At 55.3% G+C, this 23733-nt stretch carries 18 protein-coding genes, 1 tRNA gene and 1 pseudogene; 6 read left to right on the forward strand and 14 right to left on the reverse strand.

What is annotated here, in order from left to right; translation table 11 throughout:
• Window positions 1-597: 597 nt before the first annotated feature.
• On the reverse strand, window positions 598-2640 hold the full coding sequence (locus tag GOV91_RS10170; RefSeq protein ID WP_254440646.1) for an amidohydrolase: 2043 nt from the start codon (window positions 2638-2640) through the stop codon (window positions 598-600).
• A 486-nt stretch (window positions 2641-3126) separates the two neighbouring features.
• Between GOV91_RS10170 and GOV91_RS10175 the strand changes: the two genes are divergently transcribed.
• Window positions 3127-4941 (forward strand): adenylate/guanylate cyclase domain-containing protein, encoded by a 1815-nt coding sequence (locus tag GOV91_RS10175; RefSeq protein ID WP_254440654.1) that lies wholly within the window; start codon window positions 3127-3129, stop codon window positions 4939-4941.
• A gap of 527 nt (window positions 4942-5468) precedes the next feature.
• Here the strand turns inward: GOV91_RS10175 and GOV91_RS10180 are convergent.
• The 11 genes from GOV91_RS10180 to GOV91_RS10230 form a co-directional block, all read right to left on the reverse strand.
• Window positions 5469-5954, reverse strand: coding sequence for a prepilin peptidase (locus GOV91_RS10180; protein WP_171235424.1), 486 nt, complete (start codon window positions 5952-5954; stop codon window positions 5469-5471).
• On the reverse strand, window positions 5944-6798 hold the full coding sequence (locus GOV91_RS10185; RefSeq protein ID WP_171235425.1) for a LuxR family transcriptional regulator: 855 nt from the start codon (window positions 6796-6798) through the stop codon (window positions 5944-5946). The genes GOV91_RS10180 and GOV91_RS10185 overlap by 11 nt, the downstream gene beginning before the upstream one ends.
• 225 nt (window positions 6799-7023) lie before the next feature.
• The gene (locus tag GOV91_RS10190) at window positions 7024-8025 is read right to left on the reverse strand and encodes a type II secretion system F family protein (protein WP_171235426.1); all 1002 of its coding nucleotides are present in this window, start codon (window positions 8023-8025) and stop codon (window positions 7024-7026) included.
• Between the two features lie 10 nt (window positions 8026-8035).
• Window positions 8036-9007 (reverse strand): type II secretion system F family protein, encoded by a 972-nt coding sequence (locus GOV91_RS10195; RefSeq protein ID WP_171235427.1) that lies wholly within the window; start codon window positions 9005-9007, stop codon window positions 8036-8038.
• Window positions 9008-9010: 3 nt separating this feature from the next.
• Window positions 9011-10399 carry a CpaF family protein gene (locus tag GOV91_RS10200; RefSeq protein ID WP_171235428.1) on the reverse strand — a complete coding sequence of 463 codons (1389 nt, stop codon included), beginning with the start codon at window positions 10397-10399 and terminating at the stop codon, window positions 9011-9013.
• Between the two features lie 14 nt (window positions 10400-10413).
• Window positions 10414-11622: an AAA family ATPase gene (locus tag GOV91_RS10205; RefSeq protein WP_171235429.1), complete on the reverse strand. Its 1209-nt coding sequence runs from the start codon at window positions 11620-11622 to the stop codon at window positions 10414-10416.
• A 24-nt stretch (window positions 11623-11646) separates the two neighbouring features.
• Entirely contained in the window at window positions 11647-12342 is a 696-nt protein-coding gene (locus tag GOV91_RS10210; RefSeq protein WP_209940251.1) for a TadE/TadG family type IV pilus assembly protein, read from the reverse strand.
• Window positions 12339-12845: a TadE/TadG family type IV pilus assembly protein gene (locus tag GOV91_RS10215; protein WP_171180509.1), complete on the reverse strand. Its 507-nt coding sequence runs from the start codon at window positions 12843-12845 to the stop codon at window positions 12339-12341. The genes GOV91_RS10210 and GOV91_RS10215 overlap by 4 nt, the downstream gene beginning before the upstream one ends.
• 5 nt (window positions 12846-12850) lie before the next feature.
• Entirely contained in the window at window positions 12851-14419 is a 1569-nt protein-coding gene (locus GOV91_RS10220) for a Tad domain-containing protein (protein ID WP_171180511.1), read from the reverse strand.
• 23 nt (window positions 14420-14442) lie between these two features.
• Window positions 14443-15258, reverse strand: coding sequence for a Flp pilus assembly protein CpaB (gene cpaB, locus GOV91_RS10225; RefSeq protein ID WP_171235430.1), 816 nt, complete (start codon window positions 15256-15258; stop codon window positions 14443-14445).
• A gap of 134 nt (window positions 15259-15392) precedes the next feature.
• A complete protein-coding gene (locus tag GOV91_RS10230) occupies window positions 15393-15566 on the reverse strand; it encodes a Flp family type IVb pilin (RefSeq protein ID WP_217352026.1) in 174 nt (57 codons plus the stop codon).
• Between the two features lie 327 nt (window positions 15567-15893).
• Between GOV91_RS10230 and GOV91_RS10235 the strand changes: the two are divergent.
• Window positions 15894-16269, forward strand: a pseudogene (locus GOV91_RS10235) (transposase); the annotation flags it as partial.
• A 604-nt stretch (window positions 16270-16873) separates the two neighbouring features.
• Here GOV91_RS10235 and GOV91_RS10240 read toward each other — a convergent pair.
• Window positions 16874-17644, reverse strand: coding sequence for a TIGR01458 family HAD-type hydrolase (locus GOV91_RS10240; protein ID WP_171235431.1), 771 nt, complete (start codon window positions 17642-17644; stop codon window positions 16874-16876).
• A gap of 108 nt (window positions 17645-17752) precedes the next feature.
• Between GOV91_RS10240 and GOV91_RS10245 the strand changes: the two genes are divergently transcribed.
• From GOV91_RS10245 to GOV91_RS10260, 4 genes are all read left to right on the forward strand, one after another.
• Window positions 17753-17826, forward strand: a tRNA-Gly gene (locus tag GOV91_RS10245).
• A 128-nt stretch (window positions 17827-17954) separates the two neighbouring features.
• Window positions 17955-19775, forward strand: coding sequence for an ABC transporter transmembrane domain-containing protein (locus tag GOV91_RS10250; RefSeq protein WP_171235432.1), 1821 nt, complete (start codon window positions 17955-17957; stop codon window positions 19773-19775).
• A gap of 160 nt (window positions 19776-19935) precedes the next feature.
• Complete coding sequence (locus tag GOV91_RS10255; protein ID WP_171235433.1) at window positions 19936-21825, forward strand: acyl-CoA synthetase; 1890 nt, start codon at window positions 19936-19938, stop codon at window positions 21823-21825.
• Between the two features lie 12 nt (window positions 21826-21837).
• Window positions 21838-22761, forward strand: a complete 924-nt coding sequence (locus tag GOV91_RS10260) for an alpha/beta hydrolase (protein WP_171235434.1) — start codon at window positions 21838-21840, stop codon at window positions 22759-22761.
• Window positions 22762-22791: 30 nt separating this feature from the next.
• Here the strand turns inward: GOV91_RS10260 and GOV91_RS10265 are convergent, their stop codons facing one another.
• Window positions 22792-23628 (reverse strand): alkaline phosphatase family protein, encoded by an 837-nt coding sequence (locus GOV91_RS10265; RefSeq protein WP_171235435.1) that lies wholly within the window; start codon window positions 23626-23628, stop codon window positions 22792-22794.
• Between the last annotated feature and the right edge of the window lie 105 nt (window positions 23629-23733).

Genomic DNA, 23733 nt, shown 5'->3' on the forward strand with positions numbered 1-23733 from the left:
CGAACATCATCGCCATCTGCCAGCTTCAGTTCAATCTCACGCAGCAGCTTCAGAATGTCTTCGTCCGAGTATCGCTTCCGAGCCATCCCTTGTTCCCCCTCTCGACCAAAGTAGTGGCCCAATTTTACGGGGCAAAGACATAGGCAGGTCTTCGGCCGGCTCAGTAAGGTTTGACATGTGTGCACCTCTTTTTTTTTGCTGTTGCTCTCACCAACACTGACCAGCAGTGTAGATGTATCTTGCTGGATGGCCTAGTCGCGTAGACTTAAGTTACAATTTGCCTCTAGCCGCGTGGCGCATGTTGAGCATCATAGTGGATGACATGCCTGCGCTCGTTCTATTGTTATATCTTATGGCCGAATTGGTGTTTGGTGCGATGGCGTTTGTATCTTTGCAACCGATTTAGAGCGTAACCCTTTGGCTGTAGAAAGCTCAACACTCACGCGATGTGCGAGGTAATCGTCTGCCGCAAGCTGGCGAAGAGTGAGATTTGCAACTCTACTTTGAACTTGAAGCAGTTGTGCTGAGCATTCCGTTCGACCGACCGCATTTCAGACAATGCCGACGACCGAAACCTATCCTTGGCTTGGCTCCAATCTAAACTTTGGAGGCCCATTCGGACACGACAGCCCACCCCAAAGCATTGGTCCCGCAACAGCTAACAGCAGAGATTTGTCCCGCTGCAGATGTCGTGCACGACTGAGATACGGGTGAAGCGCAACACGAGCATCCGGCAAGCATGCCTTTCTGGGCGATGCCCGATACATCGGCAAGCGCATACAGCGGCTTTGTTGGTGGATTTATTGTATCCCGGTTTGGCGATAATGAAGCGCGGTCGAGATCGAAGTCGTCTGACACTGGAAAAATGTCACCCTCAAGTACGGTCCCCCAGATACCGATGTCTTTAATCTTGTCGGCTTCCACCTCGAATGGGTCCTCTTCAAGGATGGTGAAGTTCGCCAACTTGCCGGGAGCGATAGAGCCAACCTCATCCTGCAATCGCAAGGATTGGGCTGCATCGATAGTCACAGCCCGCAAAGCGTCTTCGACCGACAGGCGGTGTTCTGGGCCTGCGACACGGCCGGAGAAGGTCGTTCGGTTTACGCCAGCCCATACTAGGAACAGCGGTTCACCGGGAGCCATTGGTACGTCGGAATGGAATGAGATCGGAATGCCGTTGGCCTTAATTGGCCCAAGGGGAACGATGTCATCAGCACGTTCCGGTCCCAGTCCAAGCTCGCTATATCGATCTGACAGCGCAGTTACGTAGTATGGATTTCCGCTGACGATGCAGCCCAGCTCAGCGATCCGCTTTGCTTGATCTTCTCTCGCATAACCGAAGTGAACCAATGTCGTACGGTGATCCGCCCGCGGCTTCCGGCGCATGTTTCGCTCAACAGCGTCCAAGATCAAGTCCACGGCAAGGTCGCCGGTCTGATGAACATGTATTTGGTAACCTGCATCCCAATATGCGTCGAATACGGGATTGAACTCGTCCGGCTGCATGATCCACTCGCCGTGGAAATCGCCGCCCACATAAGGCTCTGATACCTGCATGGCCAAACTGTAAACAGCGCCATCGGCGAAGAGTTTCACCTGCTTCGGCATGAACGCCGTCTTACCTTCACCCCAATCCAGCAGTTTTTCGGTCTCCTCAATCATCGAACCATTTTGAAAGTGCAAGGCAGCCAGGGATTTCCCGTCAGGTATGAAATAGGTCCGAAGTTGGGTATCGGGTCCTGAAAAGACCGCGTTTGTTGCTTCTTGAAGAGGCCGGGACAGCACGCCACCCGGTTCCGCAGCAACTGTGACGCCTGCCCGGTGCATATACTCGCGCGCCAGCCTCAAACCCGCGCCCAGGCGTTCTGGTGTAGCAAGCACCGGAGCGACTGCAGGAAGAACGGCGAACATGCCTGCCTCGAAGAAATACCCGTCCTCGAAACTCGATTGCTCAAGGGCGAGACCCTCAAAGCCATTAACAAAATCCTCGGTGATGCCCAGAAATTCCAATGCTGGAGTGTTAAGGACAAACTCGTGCGCAGATCGGTGGATTACGATGATTGGACGCGTGCTACTGATCTCGTCGAGTTGCGCACGCCTAATCTCGCCATGAAAGAAGTGATGGTACCCCCATGTCAGCAGCAAGGCGTCGGGATCATCCATAGCCGCTTCGGCGGCTTGCAAACGAGACTTATAATCCGCTTCATCGACGGCGGCCTTCGAAAGGCCAGTCGGAATGTTCCAATCCTCGATCGATATTATCTCGGAGGTCAGGGTCAATCCGGCGAGGAAAGGATGCACGTGCTGGTCGATCAAACCCGTGATAATAACTTTTGCGGAGAACTGATCCTCTAGCCGGTACGGTTGCGAACCAATCCGGTCAACGAGTGTGTCACGCGGACCGGCGGCCAGAATACGGTCTCCGACCACGGCAACTGCGTTAATTGCCGGGTCGTTGTCCTCCATGGTGATGACGCGCCGCGCTGTGTAGACAGTGATCTCGGGCAGTGTTTGGAGCTGGCTTCCAAAATCCTGCAATGACGAGGCCGCATAGGTGGATGTGGCATTGGCAATCGCGATCATCGATGCGCAACCAAGACCGGTTATTGCTGTACGACGGGTGACATTCAGTTTGGTCATAGTTTTTCAATTCTCAGCAAGTCGAATTTTGTCCGAGCCTAGCATCGAGATGATCTAAGGCAGAAAGGAAAATTTCTGCCGGCCTCGGATCGCGTGCCAAGTTTCCCGATCAAAATGGTGCTCGTAATATGCAACCAAACTTGACCGCTTCCGGCTCGAAGCGGACAGTCGGCAAATTTGGTGGAGCGTCTGCTTCGCGGGACCAAGCCGACATTCGAAAAAGGGTTTCGCACAGCGTCTTTCAACGATCCGCCAACAAGACCAAACTGTCATGTCACCCACTTTGGCAAAGTTGCGGCTGCAACTGGGTTGGCTCCAGAAGTGGGTTTGAACTGAAAATTCGCCTGATGCAGGCTTGCAGGTTATCATAAGGCGAACAAATCGCTCGATTCTGACTCTTGCATAGGGGGATGAATGCAGGACGAACGCCGAGAACGCCGCCTTGCCGCGATCCTCGCCGCAGACGTGGTCGGGTACACGCGCCTCATGGAAAACGATGAGGCCGGTACCTATGAACGGCTTACAGACCTGCGAAATTCGCTTCTTGATCTGATCGTCAGTGAGCACAGAGGTCGCATTTTCAAGATAATGGGTGACGGTTTTCTGATCGAGTTCGACAGTGTCGTTGATGCCGTTGATTGTGCCATCGCTCTTCAAAATGGGTTGCGCGACTACAATAAGGATTACGACGAAAGCAGACAGATCATGCTGCGCATCGGCGTAAATTTGGGCGATGTCATTGTTGAAGATGACGACCGATACGGCGAAGGCGTGAACTTGGCATCCCGATTGCAGGGAGAAGCCGAACCGGGCGGTGTGTTGATTTCGCAGACAGCCTATCAACAGTTGTCCTCAAACCAAAAAGGGATGTTCGAAGACAGAGGCACACGCAAACTTAAAAATGTAACCGTTTCAGTTCCAGTCTATGGCTGGACGGACAATCAAATTCGCGTCCCTAAGAAACTCAAGCGCAACTTGCACATGGCGCTTGCGGCGACCGCTTTCGTGATCGTGGTCGCGGTCGGTTTTGCCAGCACCTGGCTACGCCCAACCGAAACAGAGGCTTTGCCGCCTCTGCCATCGGGTCCGAAAATCGCGATTGTTCCGCTCGAGAGTCTTAGCGAAGACGCAGAAAGTATTCAGTTGGCTACGGGTCTTTCGGAGTCGATTTCAAACGATATGTCCAAGTTCACAGACCTGTTCGTATTGTCTCTGAATGCGACGAGGCCATATCAAAGCACCGATTTTGAGCCTAGGCAGCTTTTCGAAGAACTTGGTGCTAATTATTTGCTGCAGGGCAACCTGTGGCGCACCGACAGTAAGCTGAGGGTCACTACGCAGCTTATCGATGCGCAAGACGCGCGGCTGGTATGGTCCGAGACATACGACGGCGACCTGACCGCGGACAACATTTTCGATGTTCTGGACGAAATCACAGCTGGTGTTGTGGCGACAGTCGGTACCCGCTCGGGCGTAGTCAGATTACAGGAAGCTGGACGTGTTCGTTCCACACGGACTGAAAATCTAACAGCATACGAATGCGTCGCGCTATACGATTACCATGGGATCAACGTATCACGCTCGGACCGATCGAGGGTGCGCGCGTGCCTCGAACAGGCCGTTGAACTGGACCCGGACTACGCCACCGCTTGGTCGCATCTGGCGGGCATATTGATTGAAACTTATAAAAACGAAGCCTTTTCTGAAACAGAAGCACATGCGCTTCTAGACCGCGCGGATGCTGCGGCAAAGCGTGCAACCGAACTCGATAACGCCAACGCAGAAGCTTATTACCGGCGAGCTGTGATCAGCCAGTTGCGCGGAGAAGGATACGCAGCCTTCAAGGAACTAGCCGATAAGGCGCTGGCATTGAACCCAAATGACGCTGATGTCATCGGCGATCTCGGCAATTTTTCGTACTACTCAGGCGATCTTGAACACGGCAAGGAACTGGTGGGGCGGATGATGCAGATCAACCCGCGGTATCCCTCGTGGGCGCATTTCGTGTTTTTCCTCGATCATTTCCGTAATGACCGATTCCCAGAGGCACTGGCGGAGGTCGTGAAAATCACGTTGCCAAATCACTGCTTTATCCAGTGGTCAAAAGCCGCAGCCTACGGAAAGGTAGGCGACACCGCGAATGGAAAGGCCACGCTTGACCACATCGCGAAAATCGAGCCTCCATGCCCCGACGATCCGCGGCTCCCGTTCCGCACACGCGGGCTTCCTGAGGACCTGATTGCATCTGCCATGGACGGCCTTGAGAAGGCAGGCATGGAAATACCCCCCGATATTCAGTAAACAACCAAGGCTGAAAAGTTGGTTAGGTTATTAGGCCTCAACCGACGTCCGCTTCGGGCTCGAAGCAGACGTACGGCAGAATTCAAAGAATGCCTGCAATGCGGACTAAGCAGCTGTTCGCACTCAAGCACCTAATGACGACATTTAGCCTCTTTGCAGCCATTGAATCGATGCCCAGCATCCGGAGCAATGGCGTCAACCGGACATTCTTTGCAGACGCAAATTGGAGAGCCTTCCAATTGCTAAGCGATCATTCGGCTCCAACGCGGTGCTGTTTGTCGGTTTTACCCCAAAACCCATTTGGCCTAAGCGTTGTCGCCAAAAACCTGAAAACCGCAAAAATTGAACTTTCCTCACAGCTCATAAGGCGATGTAGTGCTCACCACACCAGATCATGTTTGGCTGGTTGAAAGACTGAAGACGCGTTGCCACCTGCTACGACAAAAACCTAAAGGGCTTCCTTTCTGCCATAGCAGTCCAGCAACCGATTTTTGTTTGCTACGAGGCCTAAGACCACTCTAAAATTTCTACCCCAAACCCATCGCAACCAAGGGCAATAACACACCCGACATGGCTATCGATACACCCATCGGATAGCTGGCTTTTGGTCGCATTGCGAGCCAGCGGCATTCCGGAAATCCAATTATCGAGCGGGTTGTGATCACAAACAGCATGCCCACGACCATGGACAGGGTGAAAGTGTAGAAGAACAGCAAAAGAAAGTAGCTGGGCACAAACATTGTCAGCGCGGCGATTGCCTTTACGTCCCCTCCACCCCACAGGCGCAGCATGAAACCAAGAAAACCAACGACAAATACGCCGACGCCGAAGATCGCGCGGTATAACGTCTCGTGGAAGGATAGAAACACGGGCGTGGAGAAGACAAAAGCGGCGAGCATAATCAGCACCAGCCTATTGGATATCCTGAGGTTCTTCAGGTCATTCCATGCCATTGCAGCCAAAAGCGGAGTAATGACGATCAAGGGGACGAACTGCGCGACTTCAGGCGACATTTTCGCTACTCGCAGTCAGCGATTGGCGCTTGACCATCGGGGCCAACAAATCATGGATCAATTCGGGTTGAGAGGACGTTTCTGTTTTGACGTAGATATTGCGAAGATGCGTACGCAGTGTCGAAATTGAAATCGACAACTCGGACAACAAGGCGTTGTTGTTCAATCCCCGCGCCAATAAAACGCAAACCCGATATTCCGAGCGGCTCAGCCGACAAGGGTTGTCCATAGACAAAATGCTTTTTGGTTCTTTCTTGATAAGCTTTCGGCGCGTGTTTTTCTGCTTCGCTTCGGAAAACCGACCAAGAGATCTTTTCTTCCAGCAATCCGACAGAACAGGGCCCAGAACGCTCAGTATATCAACCACAGCCGAAGAGATGGGGTGGCTAAAATGCAATTCCAGAAAGTCGGCGACACCATTTTGCCTTTCCAGCAAAATGGATACGGACTCGTAAAATCTGCGGAACTCATAGAACTCTGATAGATGTTCGTATTCAGAAAGGTCATCGAGCTTGCCGAACCAAGCCGACCCCAGTTTGGCCCGGCTCATGTTGTTGCCGTAGATGGCAGGCGCGATGCAGAAGTCGAAACCGCTGAAACTGTCCGGCGTCTTGTGATTGGCGTCGTAGCTCAGCACTTTTGCCGAATTCTGATTGCCTTGCAGGTCCACCCGGCTGATTGAAACGACTTCCGCATCAATTGCGCGAGCTGTTTCGCGCAGTGCATTTAGCAGTGGGACTTTCCCCTGAGTCGCCTGGCAAAGGACAGCTACGACTTTAAGAAGTTCTGACGTTGGTGCCATTGCACCGGGCGCGAAACGATGCGCCGAAAACAAACTATTCATACCGTTTAACATTGACCGAAACCCGATCACTCCTTTCGACAAACACCCCCACCCGTCGATTGCGTCGCGATTTTTTGTGTGGCCGGACTCCACTTAACTACCTAAAAGCTTACTCTTTTCTCTCTAAACTGGGCAAAATCTGCCGAAACTAGACGCCCGTTTTGTCCTCGTTTTGGAAACATGACCTGCCCGAACACGCGATTACGGTGGATACGGCCGGGAATTCTACGCCCCAAAGCCCCGGAAGTATCGAATCATCGAAGGTGCGGCGGTAATGATGATCAGCGTCGGCAGCATCAGCGCGGCCAGAACAGCGGACATCTTTACCGGTAGCTGGTTTGCCAGTTCCTGTGCCCGTGTTTCGCGTGAGTCCCGCATTTCAGACGCATAGGTGGTCAGAGCTTCGGACATACTGGTCCCGTAGCGTATGGATTGCTGGACAACAGTGGCAAAAGACTGGATTTCATCAACCCCTGTACGCCGCGCCATGTCAGACAGCGCAGTTGCGCGGGGACGCCCGGCCTGAATCTCGTGCTGGGTGTTCAGAAACTCAAACGCCAGATCAGGGGAGGCCAGCGCCAGCTCGTTCCCGACCCGGGTCATGGCGGCATCAAAGCCCAGACCGGCATGAAGTGATATCTGCAACAGGTCGAGGGCGTTCGGAAATGCGTCACGGATACGTTGCTGACGCTCTTTGCGGCGATGCTTCAACCAGGCTGCGGGAACAAAATATCCGACCGCCGTCAGCAAACCAATAAGCTGAATAGCGTTGGCTTTGCTGATGGATTCAAAAATGCCAGTAATCGCGCTGGGAACGGGGATGCCAGGCGTTCTTGAGGCAACGATGAGCAGACCCACAATCATAGGCACGAAAATTCCAAGCCAAACCCGCGTTAGTGTGTAGATACGCAAGGCATTCCGACCAGTCAGCCCGGCCTGAATCAGCTGATCCTCGATCTTGCGCCGCTCAGCCTCCCTACTGGGCAGTGCGGCCTTAAAAAGACCTTTAGGGGTGACGAGAGTCTCCCGCAACAGTCCACGGTCATTGCGGGCTTCATACCTTTGGGCGCGCAGATTGGCGATGCGGACGGCCGCTGGATGGCGGCGGCTCAACGCCGAGGTTACGGCAACGAACACCAGCAAAACGCCAAGGCCAAAGACGGTCAGCAGAATTGTTTCGGCTGGCAAACCGAAACGAAGCGAAATGATTTCCAGAATATTTTCCATGAAACTGTCCTCAGATACGGAAATTAACGAGTTTGTGCAGGATGATGACGTTCGAGACCATCAGAACGACAACCAGCACTGCAAGTTTAATGAATGCGGGATCGTCGCTGACATCGGTGTAATATCCCGGCGCGTTGATCGACATTAACCCCATGATCACCAGCGGAATGATCGACAGAAGAAACCCGGAAAGCCGTCCTTCTGCGGAAATGGCCTTGATCCGCGCGCGCAACGCGATGCGCCGTCTGACAACAGTGGCCAGAACGGACACGATCCGCTCCAGATCGCCACCGGTACCGTGTTGGATCGCCATGCTCGCCGCCAGGTATTGTGCATCTTCCGAGCCGACCCGGTCTGCAAAGTCCTGAACCGCGTCGGGAAGCTCATCACCAAAGCTGATCTGGTCGAAGATGATACCAAACTCGGACCCTATCGGATCTTGCATCTCGTCCGCGACGGCTTTGATCGAGGTGTTGACCGGATGGCCAATTCTCAGGCCGCGCGCCATCAGCTCTAGCGCATCGGGCAACTGACTAGTCAAAGCTTTTTGGCGTTCAGCCTGCCGAGATTTCACGATCAAAGCAGGCAAAACTACACCCAGGATGAGCGCAATCGGAGCCGCTTGCCAAGGCGGTAGGAACATCATACCGGCGGTAGCGATCGCCAGAGTACCAAACAGGCAAAGCAGCACGAAATTCTTTGCTGAAACATGCAGTCCCGCCTGAATCAATGTATCCGGCAAATTCCCAAAAAACGGAATTTTCGCAAAAAAGCCTGTCTGGGTCTCAGGAAGCAGCAAGGCCAGCCGTTCTTCATCGGACACGCCTTGCCGGACCATGCGCATCCGGCGATTGCGGGCCTCTGCATGGTTTTCACCGCGACGGGCAAAGTGGAACACCCCGGTAATCAGCATGAAAATTCCGACGAAGACGCAAGCCAGCGTCAGATAGTTAAGAAGTTCTGCGGTGTTGATACTGGTCATGCCTCAGCCTCCTGATACTCGGAAAATCTCGGGTTCGAGATCGACACCAGCAGCTGTCAGCAAATCATAGCATTTCGGGCGAATCCCGGTGGGAACAAACTGACCAAGCACTTCGCCGTTTTCCGCGCGCCCCTTTTTCTGGAACACGAAGATGTCCTGCATGGTGATGATCTCACCTTCCATTCCGGTAATTTCCGAGATGCTGGTGACGCGGCGCGAACCATCCGCCAACCGCGACAGATGCACAATGAAGTGCAGCCCCGACGCAATCTGGGATCGAATGGCTGCGGTGGGAAATTCGATACCCGTCATCGTGACCATCTGTTCTAGGCGACCCAATGAATCGCGCGCCGAGTTCGCATGTACAGTTGTCATCGAGCCATCATGACCCGTATTCATGGCCTGAAGCATGTCGAATGTTTCCGCTCCGCGAACCTCGCCGACAATGATCCTGTCAGGACGCATACGCAGCGCGTTGCGCACCAGATCGCGCTGAATAACCTGGCCGTCGCCGGACGGGGACGGCGGGCGTGTTTCCAGGCGGACGACATGCTCCTGCTGGAGTTGCAGTTCTGCGGCGTCTTCGATGGTGACGACACGTTCGCCATGGTCGATATACGAAGACAGGGCGTTCAACATCGTTGTCTTACCCGACCCCGTCCCGCCGGCGATCAGAACGTTCAAGCGCGCATAGACCAGCGATTGCAGGAACCGCGCGGCGGCATCATTCAGAGCGCCATTTGCGACCAGCTTTTCCATCGTCAGCTTCGACTGCGCGAATTTACGGATTGAAACGCTGGGGCCATCAATAGAACAGGGGCGGATGATTGCGTTGACACGGCTGCCATCTTCCAGCCGGGCATCCACCCAAGGTTGGCGTTCATCGACGCGCCGCCCGATCTTGCTGACGATCTTGTCGATAACCCGCAGCAGGTGTTTTTCATCGCGGAACCGCACCGGCACGCGCTCCAGCAGACCAGAGCGTTCGACATAGACCGTCTGATAACCATTAACCAGAATGTCGTTGATCGTTGGATCGGCCAGCAATGGCTCCAATGGGCCAAAACCCAGAATTTCGTCCAAGAGTTCTTCGACGATGCGGTTGAAGTCTTCGGTATTCAGCGGCCTGCCGGTTTGTGACAGAGCGCCACCAACAACCCCGGCGACTTCGCGCCGCAGCACGTCCTTTTCAACCTTTTCGATCACCGAAAGGTTCAGCCGTTCCAGCAAAGCCTCGTGCAAAGTGCTTTTTAGCTCAAGCCAGTCCGCGAGTTCGGTATCTTCTGCTGTGGTGTCTGGCTGAATGTCCTCGGCCAGTCGATCAGCATGCTGGTTCAGATGGATAACTTCGGCCTCATTGGTTCGCCCAGCGCGTGTAAACTTTTCAAACATCCCTTTGACTCCAATTAGGCAGCGTTGTTTCTCAGGTCGGTTTTGCCGACCATGGTTTCATTCATGATTTTCCGGCCCATTGTGCGGATCGCCTTGGACAAGGCACAGTTGCCTGAGGCCTGCGACAAGAGCTGACCCCGATCCAGCGCCTGCTTTGCGTGGCGCGCGTCGCTAGGCAGCCAAAAGCGCAATTCGCGTTCCAGCGCCTTTTGGGCTTCGACATGTTGGCTTGACCGGAATGTCGGTTTCGTTTCCTGGCTGATGACGATCTCAACCGGAGGTTCGAGCCGCTCTTTTGTGAAGAATTCGATCAAACGGCAGGCTTGACGCACCGAAGAGACCGAGCTGTCGCCCACCATCAGCATCCGGTCGGACGCGGTCACAACTGCGCCCAGCCAATCGACCAGTACACGTGGCAGATCAATGACGACAAAGTCGAATTCCAGTCGCAGAGTCTCGATCAACGCGCTGACCTGTTCGCGTGTCAGAACATCCAGTGGAATGAATTCCTCGGGCGCGCTCAGGACTTCTAAACCGGACGCATGTTGCACCAGAGATTGCTGAAGGAACGTCCGGTCCGGCATGACCCCATCCTGGGCCATTCTCAAAAGCCCGGAAGAAGGCTGCAAGTCCAAGGACGTCGCGACCGTGCCGAATTGCAAATCTAGATCTACGACGGCGACCTTGTTTTGCGTCTTTTTCCGGAAGATGCCGGAATAACCCTGCAACTGGTCGGCCAGGTTGATGGACAGCGTCGACGCGCCTATGCCACCACGGGCCGGGCATACGCTAATGATCTGTCCCAGCCGCTGCGGTTGCGGCGAGTAAATTGTCGGCAGCAAGGACTTGTCAACCGTCAGACGTTGAATCTGGTCGGCCAGTTCGTCCTGCCCGATGGGATAGGGCAGAATCTCATCCACACCCGATTTGCTCAGCGCACGCGCTTCGGTCAATGAGATGTCCCGGTCGCTAAGTGCCAGCAAGGTGCCGCGCGAACCGGAGCCACGACGAAGATCGCTGACAGTTTCCAGTTCCAATTCGCCTGAAAAGCTGAACACCAGCAGGTCATTTTTACCCATCAGATCACAGGCGCGACCATTTACCGAAGACAAGGTCCCGGAATGTGTCTCTAGCGAAAGATCATCGAACCGGTCGACGGCCTGGGCGACTGAATTCTTAATCGCCTCATTGTCAGAGATTAGGGCTAATGATTTTTGCGTCATTCTTCAGCTCCCATGATTAGAAATTTAACCGTTGACTCCGCTGGCGAGGTCTTCGCCAGGAAGGGTTGCGCTAAAGTCGGAAAATATTTTGAAACCCGTTGTCGCGGTGGTCAGCGCATCGGTTTCTGGCGTTGAGCCGCCCAAAACCAGCGCTGCGATCGAACCCAACGGAGAGACGAACCGGAACGGAAGTTCTTCGATCGTCACTGTGACCATCGGCACATAAGGGCCACCCAGGAAATTCATTTCCGGGTCGAAATCGTAGGTGAACGTGATGTTGCTTTCGTCGAAAGTTGCGGTGGGATCGTTGGGAACGGCAAACTGAAGCATGTTCCAGATGTCGGTCACGGTGGTCTGGGCAGCTGCATTCGCGGGGGCCGCACCGGTGCATACGGTGGCTGCCGGTTCGACGCAGACGCCAGCGGCGAAACTGCAATTGGTTCCGAACCGCGGGCCGGTGATATCGGTATAGGTTCCCCGGGCGTTGGTTGTCGGCACACCGCCACATGCGGGTGGCATCACGGCCGCCATCCGAGCGGCGACCTGTGCTGTTTTTTCAGCCGCCACATAGTGGAAGGCCAATCTGCCGAAATCAATCAGACCCAGGAAAATCAAAAGGAACAACGGCAGGACAAAGGCAAGCTCGGTGACCGTCGACCCATCTTCCTGACGGACAAATCGCGACATTCCGCGGGTTATTTTGCGAATGCAGTGGGTCATGGTCCAAACACCCGGCTGCGATCTGTGATCGTGGTTTGGATCTGCGCCGTTGCCGAGCCTCCTACCAGTTGGAACAGGGGCGTGAACGGCAGATTAGAAATTGTAAGTGACGCGGTCAGGACGGCGACTGGCGTGGGCGAAACACGGTATTCACCTGTAAGCCCGACGCATTCGAGGGACAGAGAATCCAGGCCGACGGCAATGTCAGTTGTCGAAAGCGATGTCAGAGTGTTTGAGACAGCGGCCTGGAAATCGCCGATTGCAGCGCTTGGCGAGGCAGTGCACATATCGGACGGGGCGATCCGGCCAACATAACGGGCAGTGTCCCGAACCCCCGTGATTGCATTTTGATAAGACCAGAATATCCGGCCCCCCTCGACGATCAGGGCAAATGTCACCAACAGGATTGGCAAAAGGATCGCAAACTCGACCAACGCCGCGCCGGACTGGTCATTGCGGAACCGGCCAAGGGTTTTGCTGATATGACGGGATGCACCAAACATGATCATTACTCGTAAAGCTGAACCAGATCGTGAACGATGCCGCCAACTCCGGCGCCGCCGATGCCATCCGATACGGTCTGAATGACCTCACCATAGATGACCGCGTTGGCACCGGTGCTGCCGGATTCCGAAGGGCGGATCAGGAACATCTCGATGAAACTGGTGACCGGAATGGTGCCCGACCCACCGTTAAGCTCGTCCTCAAACGTCGCACAATCGATACCGGCAACGGTGATGACACGGCGCGTAGGATCGGCGCGACCAGCTGACGGGGGTTGGCACGAAGGCATGCTGCTTTCAGCTTTGCCACCGGCGGTCAGGATAGCCTCCAAAGCGGCCTGGTTGGTGACCTCTGCATTGTAGATGTCATAGCGGGTGCCACCAGTCGGGAACCAAGGCGGAATACCGGTCGGGAGAGGGCCGCTGAAATCAGCGCCATAGTTGATAGTCAGATACTCGGTTAGGCCAGTGGTAAAGACGCCATTGCCGATACGAGGCGATGGGCAAGTGCCGCTGGCAAAACAGTCGTCAAGCGGCAGACCCACGGTCGCGGCCGGATCAAGGACCCCGTTCGCCTCATAGGTGGGCGACAGCTGGCTGGTGCAGCTGTTTCCGTTACCTGCAGTGATCCAGCCGTCCAGGACATGCGGAGAAGAGGCGAAATTGTCGACGTCGTAGCGCGAGCCGTTGCTGAACTGCTTGGCGCTAGATTCAAACCGGTCGAAACGCGTGTTGAAGCCAGCCACCATGTTGCCCACGCTCAGACCCGGTCTGGTTTCAACGCCTCTTTGGCTGAAGCACATGGAAACAGCGCGCGATGCCGCCAGAGCACATGAATCTTCCTGACCGTTTGGTGCAGGATCGCAGGCACCGGAGGCATCGATGGCCAGATTCTGATTAGAAGACAGAAAACCGAAGTTGCCGGGCCCCCATTGTCCATTGCCGCCTTGGCTAACCATTCTAATCAACTGGCCTTCGGTCAGATCGAGGCTGGGCTGCGGCAGGCAGATGAACATCGGGGTGATGTCGCAGGCCATCAGGGTGAACCCTGCTACGGCTTCGGCGTTGACGCTGGAGAAAGGCTGCGCATTGCCCAAAAGAGCCGCCGCTGCCGCCGCCAGCGGAGTGGCAACCTCGTGCGTGTCGACGGTCACCCGAACAAATGCAGCAATCGGTCCGCTGGCTGGATCGGTCGAATCCAGCAGTTGCGCGGGTTGAGCGGGATCGGTCGCAGTTGTCGGCGGGTTTTCGTAAAACCGTAGCTGGTAATCCGTTGCACCGGACAACAGCTGATCCTTGTTGCGCACGCCAAAGCTTTGACGGTCGCGGATCATGTTTGCAGCCGCATTGGTGGCACGCGTGATTGAATCCGGGCGCCCATCCAGTTCCCCCGCAGCCGCAAGGGCGACATTGTCCGCAAAGCTCTGCAATTCCGACTGGGTGGTGGTCACGCGGCCAATGTCGAATGCAAGGGCGGCCATACCGACCATGACCGACAGGGCCACCGCAACAAAGACCAGGATCGCGCCGTCTTCGGAGCTGCGGAATTGACGTATGAATTGAGCGAGGGACACGGTCGAAACCTTCCTTGGTCGATTCAGTTAATGATGGATTCAGTCACTTCGGTGCCGCGGCGGACCCGGATTATCGTTTTGCGCACCGGTTCTTTGATGTCCTGCGCAATAACCGGTTCATCAATCAGCAGATCGTTCAACCGCGTCATAGTCAGCGTCTTGTCCTCGGTGTCATCAATGGACCGCAAGGTCAGGCTCAGCCGACCGGCACGCTGCGCCAGGGCAAGGCGCTGGACCTGATCAGGCGTAACGGCAACAGTAACCGTGCGCGCAACAACGGGTTGGTCGGTCTGTTCGTCAGATTCCTGATCGACACCGATGACCCTGATGTTTTGCAAAATGGTGACGGCGTGCATGTCTCTTTTTTCGCCAGTGGTCATCACCACATCGACCCGATCGCCTGGGGTTACAAAGCCCCCCACGGCGGTTTCGGCGTCAACCTCGATGGCCATGGCGCGATGATCTGCGCCCAACGTCTGAACGATGGTGACCTTCTCACCAAAGTCGGAAACCTTGCTGTTCAGTATCAGTTCACCCTGAGTAATTGCGCGACGGGCGCGCCGGGACGGCATGTTGGCCGCCGCAATCAGGTCGTCGTAATCTGTAAAGACGCCCACGGGTACGGCACCACGGGGCCAGTCAATGGTTGTCAGCGCGCCGGGCTCGATTTCTTCGCCGAACGAAATATCGCGCGATGCAACGACCACGCTCACCATCTCGCTCTCGGCCTCGACATTTGCGGACTGAGTATCGAATTGAATGTAATCCCGAGCGACGTAAACCGACCCTCCGGCTACGACTAGGCCCGTCAATGCAGTGAAAATGGCAGAGAGTCTCATCTGGTGCTCCTTCAGCTATTTCCTGGCGTTTATTGAATGAACCGATCGGAACGGTTGCACTTTGCCAATGGATCAAGAAAATTTTCCGGGGCGATAAGCACGCGGGGCTGAGCGCACCGCGTGCTTTGTATTCCTTAAGGAATCCGGGTTTCCGCAGCGGTGAACTGGCCGGAAACATCTGCGCCCAAAGCGGAAAGAGTGCCCACTGCAATCGCCGTGACGATTGTCAGAGCAACGCCGTATTCCACGATGGTCGCGCCGCTTTCGTCGCGTGCCATGGTTTTCATCATTACATAAAGCTTCAACATTTTACTCTCCTAGTTAACTCACTAGTTACTGATGGATGCCGCCCAAATTCGCGGCGTTCTAACCCCCTCCATATCGACGGAGCCTTCCACAAGGTTAGGTCCCGCCATCAGGGCGCCGCATCCTCCAAATCACGGAGAAATACACGCCAGGATTGTAAGATTTGGCATTTTGGTCGATTCTGTGTCGGAAAATTGCCTGATCCCTTACCGGAATCCGAATGGCTAGATTCGTGATTCTTTCCCAACTGACGGGTCGCCAATTCTGGAGCCAAGCTGCTTTGCTGCCAAATGGGTTGAAGGATTCACCTCATAAATCCAGCATGATAGCTGAGAGATACGACCAGTTGGGCCCGAACGAAGTACAAGACCGGGAACTGGCCTTCGTACAATCACGCATTGAAAGAACGAGGATCGCTTTCGATCTGGTTTGATCCTGAGATAGATTGGACACCGCTACCTTAAGGCAAGCGCGGTCGTCACCACAGTTTCAGCGAATCCGCATTCCAAGCGTGTCTGACCCTGAAGGTTTTGTCGGGCTGCAGCTGAGGCAAGCCACGGGCTTCGTGGGTAGTTGCCTGCGGCTGACTGGCGGACTGTGCAGTGCCTGATTTCAGTACCCTGTGCCGCCGTCAAAGAACGCTGAAGGTGAGTCTTCCGTATCGCGGCGGGAAGCGGCCCGCTGCATCTTCTGATCGACTCGACGCTTCACTATTCTTCTCGTGCGGCTCGCAGATGTGCGTATGAACGACAATCCTTTTGATCGGCAGCCCGAAGTTGATGCGACACGGTCCGATCTCGCTCACCTCGCGAATCTTGCGCGGTCTACGGTCGCATAGCATCTGGGTCAACTCCAAGAAGCAGGTTTCATCTCTCGAGCCTACGGGAGTTTCAAGCTTCTAAAGCCACGCGAGATGCGAATGTCATTAATCGCTGGAGCTGACGCGGATTCATGACTCTTTCTATACGGACGCATTGGGTCTGCAGTCGGTTTTTCCAAAGACTGCTTGCTCCTGCGTTGCGGTCATTGGGGCATCGCGCAGCATTGGCCAAAATGGGCTCGAACCAGACCTTCGATGCGGCTGACGCAAATGGCCGCTTCGGGCCGTCCGCTAGACTTTGCAAATTCTGTCCTCTGCGATTGTCGGACATTGTCGGTGCCCTCTATGAGCGCAATTATTCAGTCAATGCGCAGGCCATGTTCCAACCCAACACAGAACTTAAGTATCGGTCAGATCGCCCTTCACTACACGAAACCCATCCGTTTCCAGCGTGACAGCTGCCGCCGAAGCAATGCTGGTTCGACGCATTCAACCGCGTCCTTTGATTACAAGTTCCACCGCGGCGCGGACTCCGTCCGCGGTTGCAGTGGGTCTTGGTTCATAGCGCGCCTCGTCGCCGATTTGGTATTTTCCGGTTCGAACCAGAAAGGCCGCGCCCAAGCCTGCCTTCAAAGCGCCCGCGATATCGCTTTCGGCATCATCGCCAATCATTGTTACGTCAGCAGGCTCTAACCCCATGCTTTGTACGGCAGAGCGGAAAAACGTTGGCGATGGCTTTCCAAACAGGAGAGCATTTTTGCCGCTAGAATACTCAAGCGTTTGGACGAAGGCACCAGCATCCAGGCTCAATTCGCCGTCTGTATCGCGAAATACCCTGTTCGACGCCAATGCGAGAAAGGGAGCCCCGTCCTTGATCAGGCGAAAGGCCGCGTTCAACCGTTCATAGGTGAAAAAGCGGCCAGCATCTCCAACGATGACTGCTCCCGGACCGGATTTCGAGCACGCTGCAAAATCCTCTTCCAGATCCGGATGGATCACAAGATGTGGCGCAAGACCGTTTTCCTCTAGCCAGGCACAGGCGGCCGCCGCTGGTGTAAGGATTTCCGTGGCATCTGCGTCTATTCCGAAGCCTTGTAGCTTATCCAGAATAACACGCTTTGGTCTTCGGGTTGAATTTGTCAGAAAGCGAACCGGAAGTCCTGTGCCGCGAATGGTTGAAACCGCCTCCGCACTATCAGCCAGTGGCTTGTCACCCTGATACAGAACACCAGCGATATCAAGCAGAACGCCTTTACTCACACCGTCCTCGCAAACTACAAAAAATCCCTTCTTTCGGGGTCAATTTACCCAAGTGATGGTTCGCTCTTGACGCCCACTTTGCCATCACATAGGAAGGCGAAACATTGAGCGGGTATAGCTTAATGGTAAAGCCCCTGCCTTCCAAGCAGGCTATGTCGGTTCGATTCCGTCTACCCGCTCCAAGATCCCAAACTTTTCTGCGTCAAATGGCCCTTTCGGGGCGCTGATCCTTGTTGTCATGCTTGACCAAAAGGGCGGTTGAGGCCAAGAAAGCGGTCACTTTCTAGAGTTCAATCCATAAGGGCCCGACATGGCAAGACAAACCGCCAGTAAACCAGCGCCAGCCGCTGCACCCGGTGCCAGTGAAGAGCGGGCCCGCTCAAAGAAAATTGGGGTGCTGGCCTCGCTCTGGCCATTCATGAAGCCCTATAAGTTTTTGATGATTGGCGCGACATTGGCGTTGATTCTGACCGCAAGCATGACGCTGACTCTGCCACTGGCGGTTCGGCGCGTGATCGACAACTTTCGCATCCAGGACGGCGAGCTGCTGGATTGGTATTTTCTGGCCGCGTTGGGCATTGCCGCTGTTTTGGCCGTGGGCACCGGCATCCGATACGCGCTGGTCACGCGCTTGGGCGAACGCGTTGTCGCCGATATTCGCAAGGCCGTGTTCGATCGCGTGATCGCGATGAGCCCGGAATTCTATGAACGCATCATGACGGGTGAGGTGCTCAGCCGGATCACAACGGACACGACCCTGATTCAGTCGGTTCTTGGGTCCTCGGTGTCGATCGCGTTGCGTAACATGTTGATGTTTTTCGGCGGGCTGGTGCTGATGCTGCTGACCTCGGCCAAATTGACGGGTTTGGTTCTGTTATTGATCCCGATTGTCATTGTTCCGATATTGGTTTTGGGTCGCCGTCTGCGTGTGATCAGCCGCGAGAATCAGGATTGGATTGCAGCCTCGTCCGGAAACGCAGGTGAAGCTCTGGGCGCTGTTCAGACGGTGCAGGCCTTTACCCACGAACAGGAAAGCCGCAAGCAATTCGGAGAGATGACCGAAACCTCGTATGTGGTCTCGCTGCGCCGCATTCAAACCCGTGCGGTACTGACGGTAATTGTGATCTTTCTGGTCTTTTCGGGCATCGTCGGCGTCTTGTGGATGGGTGCAAATGATGTGCGCAACGGCGTGATGACCGAAGGCGTACTGGTGCAGTTCGTGATCTATTCGGTCATTATGGCCGGCTCGGTCGCGGCCCTGTCCGAAATCTGGAGCGAACTTCAACGCGCTGCCGGGGCAACAGAGCGTCTGGTCGAACTTCTCAATGCGCAAGACACCGTGACCGATCCTGCCAAGCCCATGATCCTGCCCAAGGATGTTCAAGGTGAAATCCGCTTCGAAGATGTCAGCTTCCGTTATCCGTCGCGTCCCGACACCGTTGCGCTGGATCATCTTTCGCTTCAGGTCAATCCGGGTGAAACGGTTGCCTTTGTCGGACCTTCCGGCGCGGGCAAGACGACAGTCATTCAGTTGATCCAGCGGTTCTATGACCCCAATTCGGGCCGGGTCACGTTGGATGGCCACGACCTGAGAGAACTGGATCGGGCAGATTTCCGTACGCATATGGCTCTGGTTCCTCAGGACCCTGTGATCTTTGCTGCCTCGGCCCGTGAAAACATCCGCTTCGGGCGTCTAGATGCAACCGATGCCGAAGTTGAAGCCGCGGCCCGTGCCGCTGCCGCGCATGACTTTATTGCTGCCTTGCCGGAAGGGTATGACAGCTTTGTTGGCGAACGCGGCGTGATGCTGTCAGGCGGTCAGAAGCAGCGTATCGCCATTGCGCGGGCCATTCTGCGCGACGCGCCGGTTCTGTTGCTGGACGAGGCAACTTCGGCTCTGGATGCGGAAAGCGAACGCGCGGTACAGGGCGCGGTGGACCAGATGCGGGCCGGACGCACAACCCTGATCGTTGCACACCGCTTGGCAACTGTGAAGAAAGCCGACCGCATTGTTGTGCTGGAAGAAGGCCGTATCGTGGCGCAAGGCAGCCATGACGATCTGGTTTCTCAGGACGGGCTATATGCGCGTCTGGCCCGGTTGCAATTCACCGACGGTGTCGCCGCGGAATAAGGGTGACGCACGGGCATTTCCCTTTCCGCCGTAGCGTCATTCTACATTTTACTCACTGTCACAGCTAAGCCCTCGCTTGCGCGGGCTCGTTTTTGATCCCATCTTGGAGGCGAACAACAAGCCTGCGCAAAATGCGGGAGAAAATAACGGGAGGAACCACATGGCCTTTGTGGGATTGGAAGACAAAACGCGCATGGAACAGGAAATGCCGTGGGAGGATCGGGATCTGCCCGTCACCTTCCATCAGCTCTTGTCGCGCACGGCAGAGAAGTTTCCCAACCACAATGCCATCAGTTTTCAACTGTTGTCGGGACCAACCGACAAAGCCGAGACCCTGACCTGGTCACAATTGCAGGGCAAGGTTAATCAGGCTGCGAACCTCTTCCGTTCACTGGGTGTGGGCGAAAAAGATGTGGTGGCCTATGTGCTGCCCAACTGTAACGAGACTCTGATCACCATGATGGGCGGCGCGGTAGCCGGGATCGTGAACCCAATCAATCCGCTGCTTGAGCCGGAACAGATTGCGGCCATCCTGCGCGAGACCGGCGCCAAGGTTGTGGTGACGCTGAAGTCTTTCCCAAAAACGGATGTGGCCCAGAAAGTGGAGGAAGCGGTCCGCCACGCGCCCAAGGTCAGCACCATTCTGGAAATCGACCTGAACCGCTATCTGACACCGCCCAAGTCCTGGTTGGTGCCTTTCCTGCGCCCCAAGATGGGTGACAGGGAAAAACTCGCCCATGCGAATTACAAGAACTTTAATAAAGAGTTGGTCAAACAGCCGACGACGCTGACATTTGAAGACAGCAAGGAAGACCGTGTTGCGTGCTATTTCCATACGGGCGGCACGACCGGCATGCCAAAAGTGGCGCAACACAAGTATTCTGGTCTCGTCTATAACGGCTGGTTGGGACATACGCTGCTGTTTGACGAAAACGACGTCATCATGTGCCCGCTGCCTATGTTCCACGTCTTTGCTGTCCACGTGATTATGATGGCAGCCGTGTCCTCGGGCGCGCATGTGATCTTCCCGACACCAGCCGGGTATCGCGGAGACGGCGTTTTCGACAACTTCTGGAAGCTGATCGAACGCTGGAAGGTGTCTTTCATTATCACTGTACCCACTGCCATCTCGGCCAAAATGCAGCGCCCGGTTGATGCCGATATCTCAAGCGTGAAGACAGCTTTCTCTGGCTCGGCCCCGCTGCCGGTTGAGTTGTTCCGTCGCTTTGAAGAAGCCACGGGTGTGAAGATCGTCGAAGGCTATGGCCTGACCGAGGCCACGTGCCTGGTGTCGTGTAACCCTGTGGATGGTGAAAAAAAGATCGGATCGATCGGTATTCCGTTCCCTTACACCGATGTAAAAATCCTGCAAAGCGGGCCGGATGGACCGGTCGAATGCGGTACGGATCAAATCGGAGAAATCTGTATCTCGAACCCGGGTGTCTATGCAGGCAACACCTATACCGAGGCCGACAAGAATGTCGATCTATACTATTACGACAAGTATTTGCGCACGGGTGATCTGGGGCGGTTTGACGAAGACGGATACCTTTGGATCACGGGCCGCGCCAAGGATCTGATCATTCGCGGTGGCCATAACATTGACCCAGCCGAGATCGAAGAAGCGCTATTGGGACATGAAGCTGTCGCTTTTGCCGGTGCCATTGGTCAACCAGACGCGCATTCCGGTGAAGTGCCATGTGCGTTTGTCGAACTGGTCGAAGGCGCCTCGGTCACTGAAAAAGAGCTGATGGATTACTGCAAGGTTCATGTGCATGAACGTGCGGCGCAGCCCAAACATATGACCATTCTGGACGAATTGCCCAAAACTGCGGTTGGTAAGGTCTTTAAGCCCGATCTGCGTAAACAGGCTATCACACGTATCTATAATGGTGCGCTTGAGACAGCTGAGGTATCGGCGCGTGTTGTTTCGGTGATCGATGATAAAAGGCGTGGCCTTGTAGCGCAGCTTGACGCGAACGGATCTTCGGAAGACGATGTCTCAAAAGTGCTGGGCGCATATACCCAGCCGTGGGAGTGGTCTGAGTAAGCCGGAGGGACAATGGATTATGAACGCCTGATTGACGAGGAAACCTGGGCGTTCATACGTCGCACGGCTGAAAGCTATCCTGATGATGCGGTTGATCTTTCAATCGAAGATCAGCGCCGCGTCTATGACACCATGTGTCAGGATTTCCGCCAACCGCGACCTGTCGGGGTGGAAACACAGGATTTGACAGCCGATGGAGTTCCTGTCCGCATCTACACCGCAGGGCAGCCCACCCGAACCGTCGTTTATTTCCATGGCGGTGGATTTGTGTTGGGTGGGCTGGACAGCCACGATGACGTCTGCGCTGAACTCTGCGCGCAAACAGGGTATCGTGTAGTCGCAGTTGACTACAGGCTGTGCCCTGAACATGTGCACCCCGCGCAGTTCGATGACAGTTGGACAGCAGTGAACTGGGCGGCGCGTGAATTTGGTGACCCGTTGATCTTGGCGGGTGACAGTGCCGGAGGAAACCTTGCCGCTGCGGTGTCCCATCACGCGCGGGGCCGATTGGACGGCATTTTGGGCCAAGTGCTGATTTTTCCCCTGCTTGGTGGGGACCGAACCAAAGGCTCCTACCTGGAACACGCCCACGCCCCGTTGCTGACTTTGGACGATATAAAGTTCTATGAATCCGTCCGATACGCTGGGGATCAGCCCGAAGGTGACCCAACCTATTTACCTTTGCAGGACAGTGATTTTTCGAACCTGCCGCCCACAGTAGTGGTGACTGCAGATTGCGATCCGCTACGGGATGATGGGCCGAACTACTGCGAGAAGATAGCGGCGACAGGAGGAAAGGCCCATTGGATCAATGAGCCCGGCTTGGTTCATGGCTATTTGCGCGCTCGTACCTCGGTGAAACGCGCAGCAGAAAGCTTTGAGCGTATCTCGGTCGCTATCGAAGCGCTGGGGCAGGGGATCTGGTCTTACGACTAAGTCCTTTACCGCCTAAAAAGCGGTTGAACGTTATCGCAAGAAAACTTCGCCCTTCATCGTTTCTGCGACAGGCGCGCCCATGCGATGCAGGATCGTGGGGGCCAACTGCAATTGGTCGATTACAGTATCTGCGTCGGGGCCGTCCGCGTCGCCGAAGTAATACAGCGCAGTTTCCTGCTGCAGCGGTCCTCGCCCACCGTGATGACCGCGTTCATCCTGACCGTGATCAGCTGTCACGATAACTTCGTAGCCCAGTTGCCGCCAACGGGGAATGAAGGGCGCCAGCATCTCGTCCGCGACAAAGCAGGCGTGGTCCATTTCCTCGCAATCGTGGAAGAACCGGTGACCCATGCTGTCCAACGTGCAGGCGTGCAGGATGCCATAATCCAGCCCGAAGCGCAGGCAGAGATTCGTGAGGGTTCCGTACAGATCGATATCGGACGGTGTCATCTGATTGTCGTTGCCATAGCCGGTCATGGTGTGGAAACGACCGTGGTTGATGGTCTGGCTTTCGGGTTCGTCATATTCGATGTCACGGACATAGTCGAAGGGGTGGCGGTTGAAAAACTGCGACCAATAGCTGTGGGTGACCGCTCCGGTTACACCGCCGCCTTCGCGGACCTGGCTGAACACATCCTTGTGGCTCAGGCGAAAAACATTGCCGTTGCCAGTGCAGCCATGGTCCTGCGGTGTCACACCTGTATGGATCGATGCATAGCAGCTGGCCGAAGTAGAGGGCAGCACTGCGCGCAGCTTCCAAACCCGCGCGTCGCCGCTGTCGACCCAGCCTTCCAGATTGCCAAACAGGCGGCGAAAATTGCGGTAGGGGACGCCGTCCAGAATGATGAGCAGAAGTTTGCGGTCCATGCCCGAGCCTTTCAGTAATTTCTTCAGCCGAGCCTAGGAGATTCGCGGCTCAAAACACGACTGTTCACGCCCCCAATAGCAAAATCCCGACACCTGTCATTGGAC

It is taken from the genome of Ruegeria sp. HKCCA6837, assembly GCF_013034475.1.
In the GTDB taxonomy this organism is placed as follows: domain Bacteria; phylum Pseudomonadota; class Alphaproteobacteria; order Rhodobacterales; family Rhodobacteraceae; genus Ruegeria.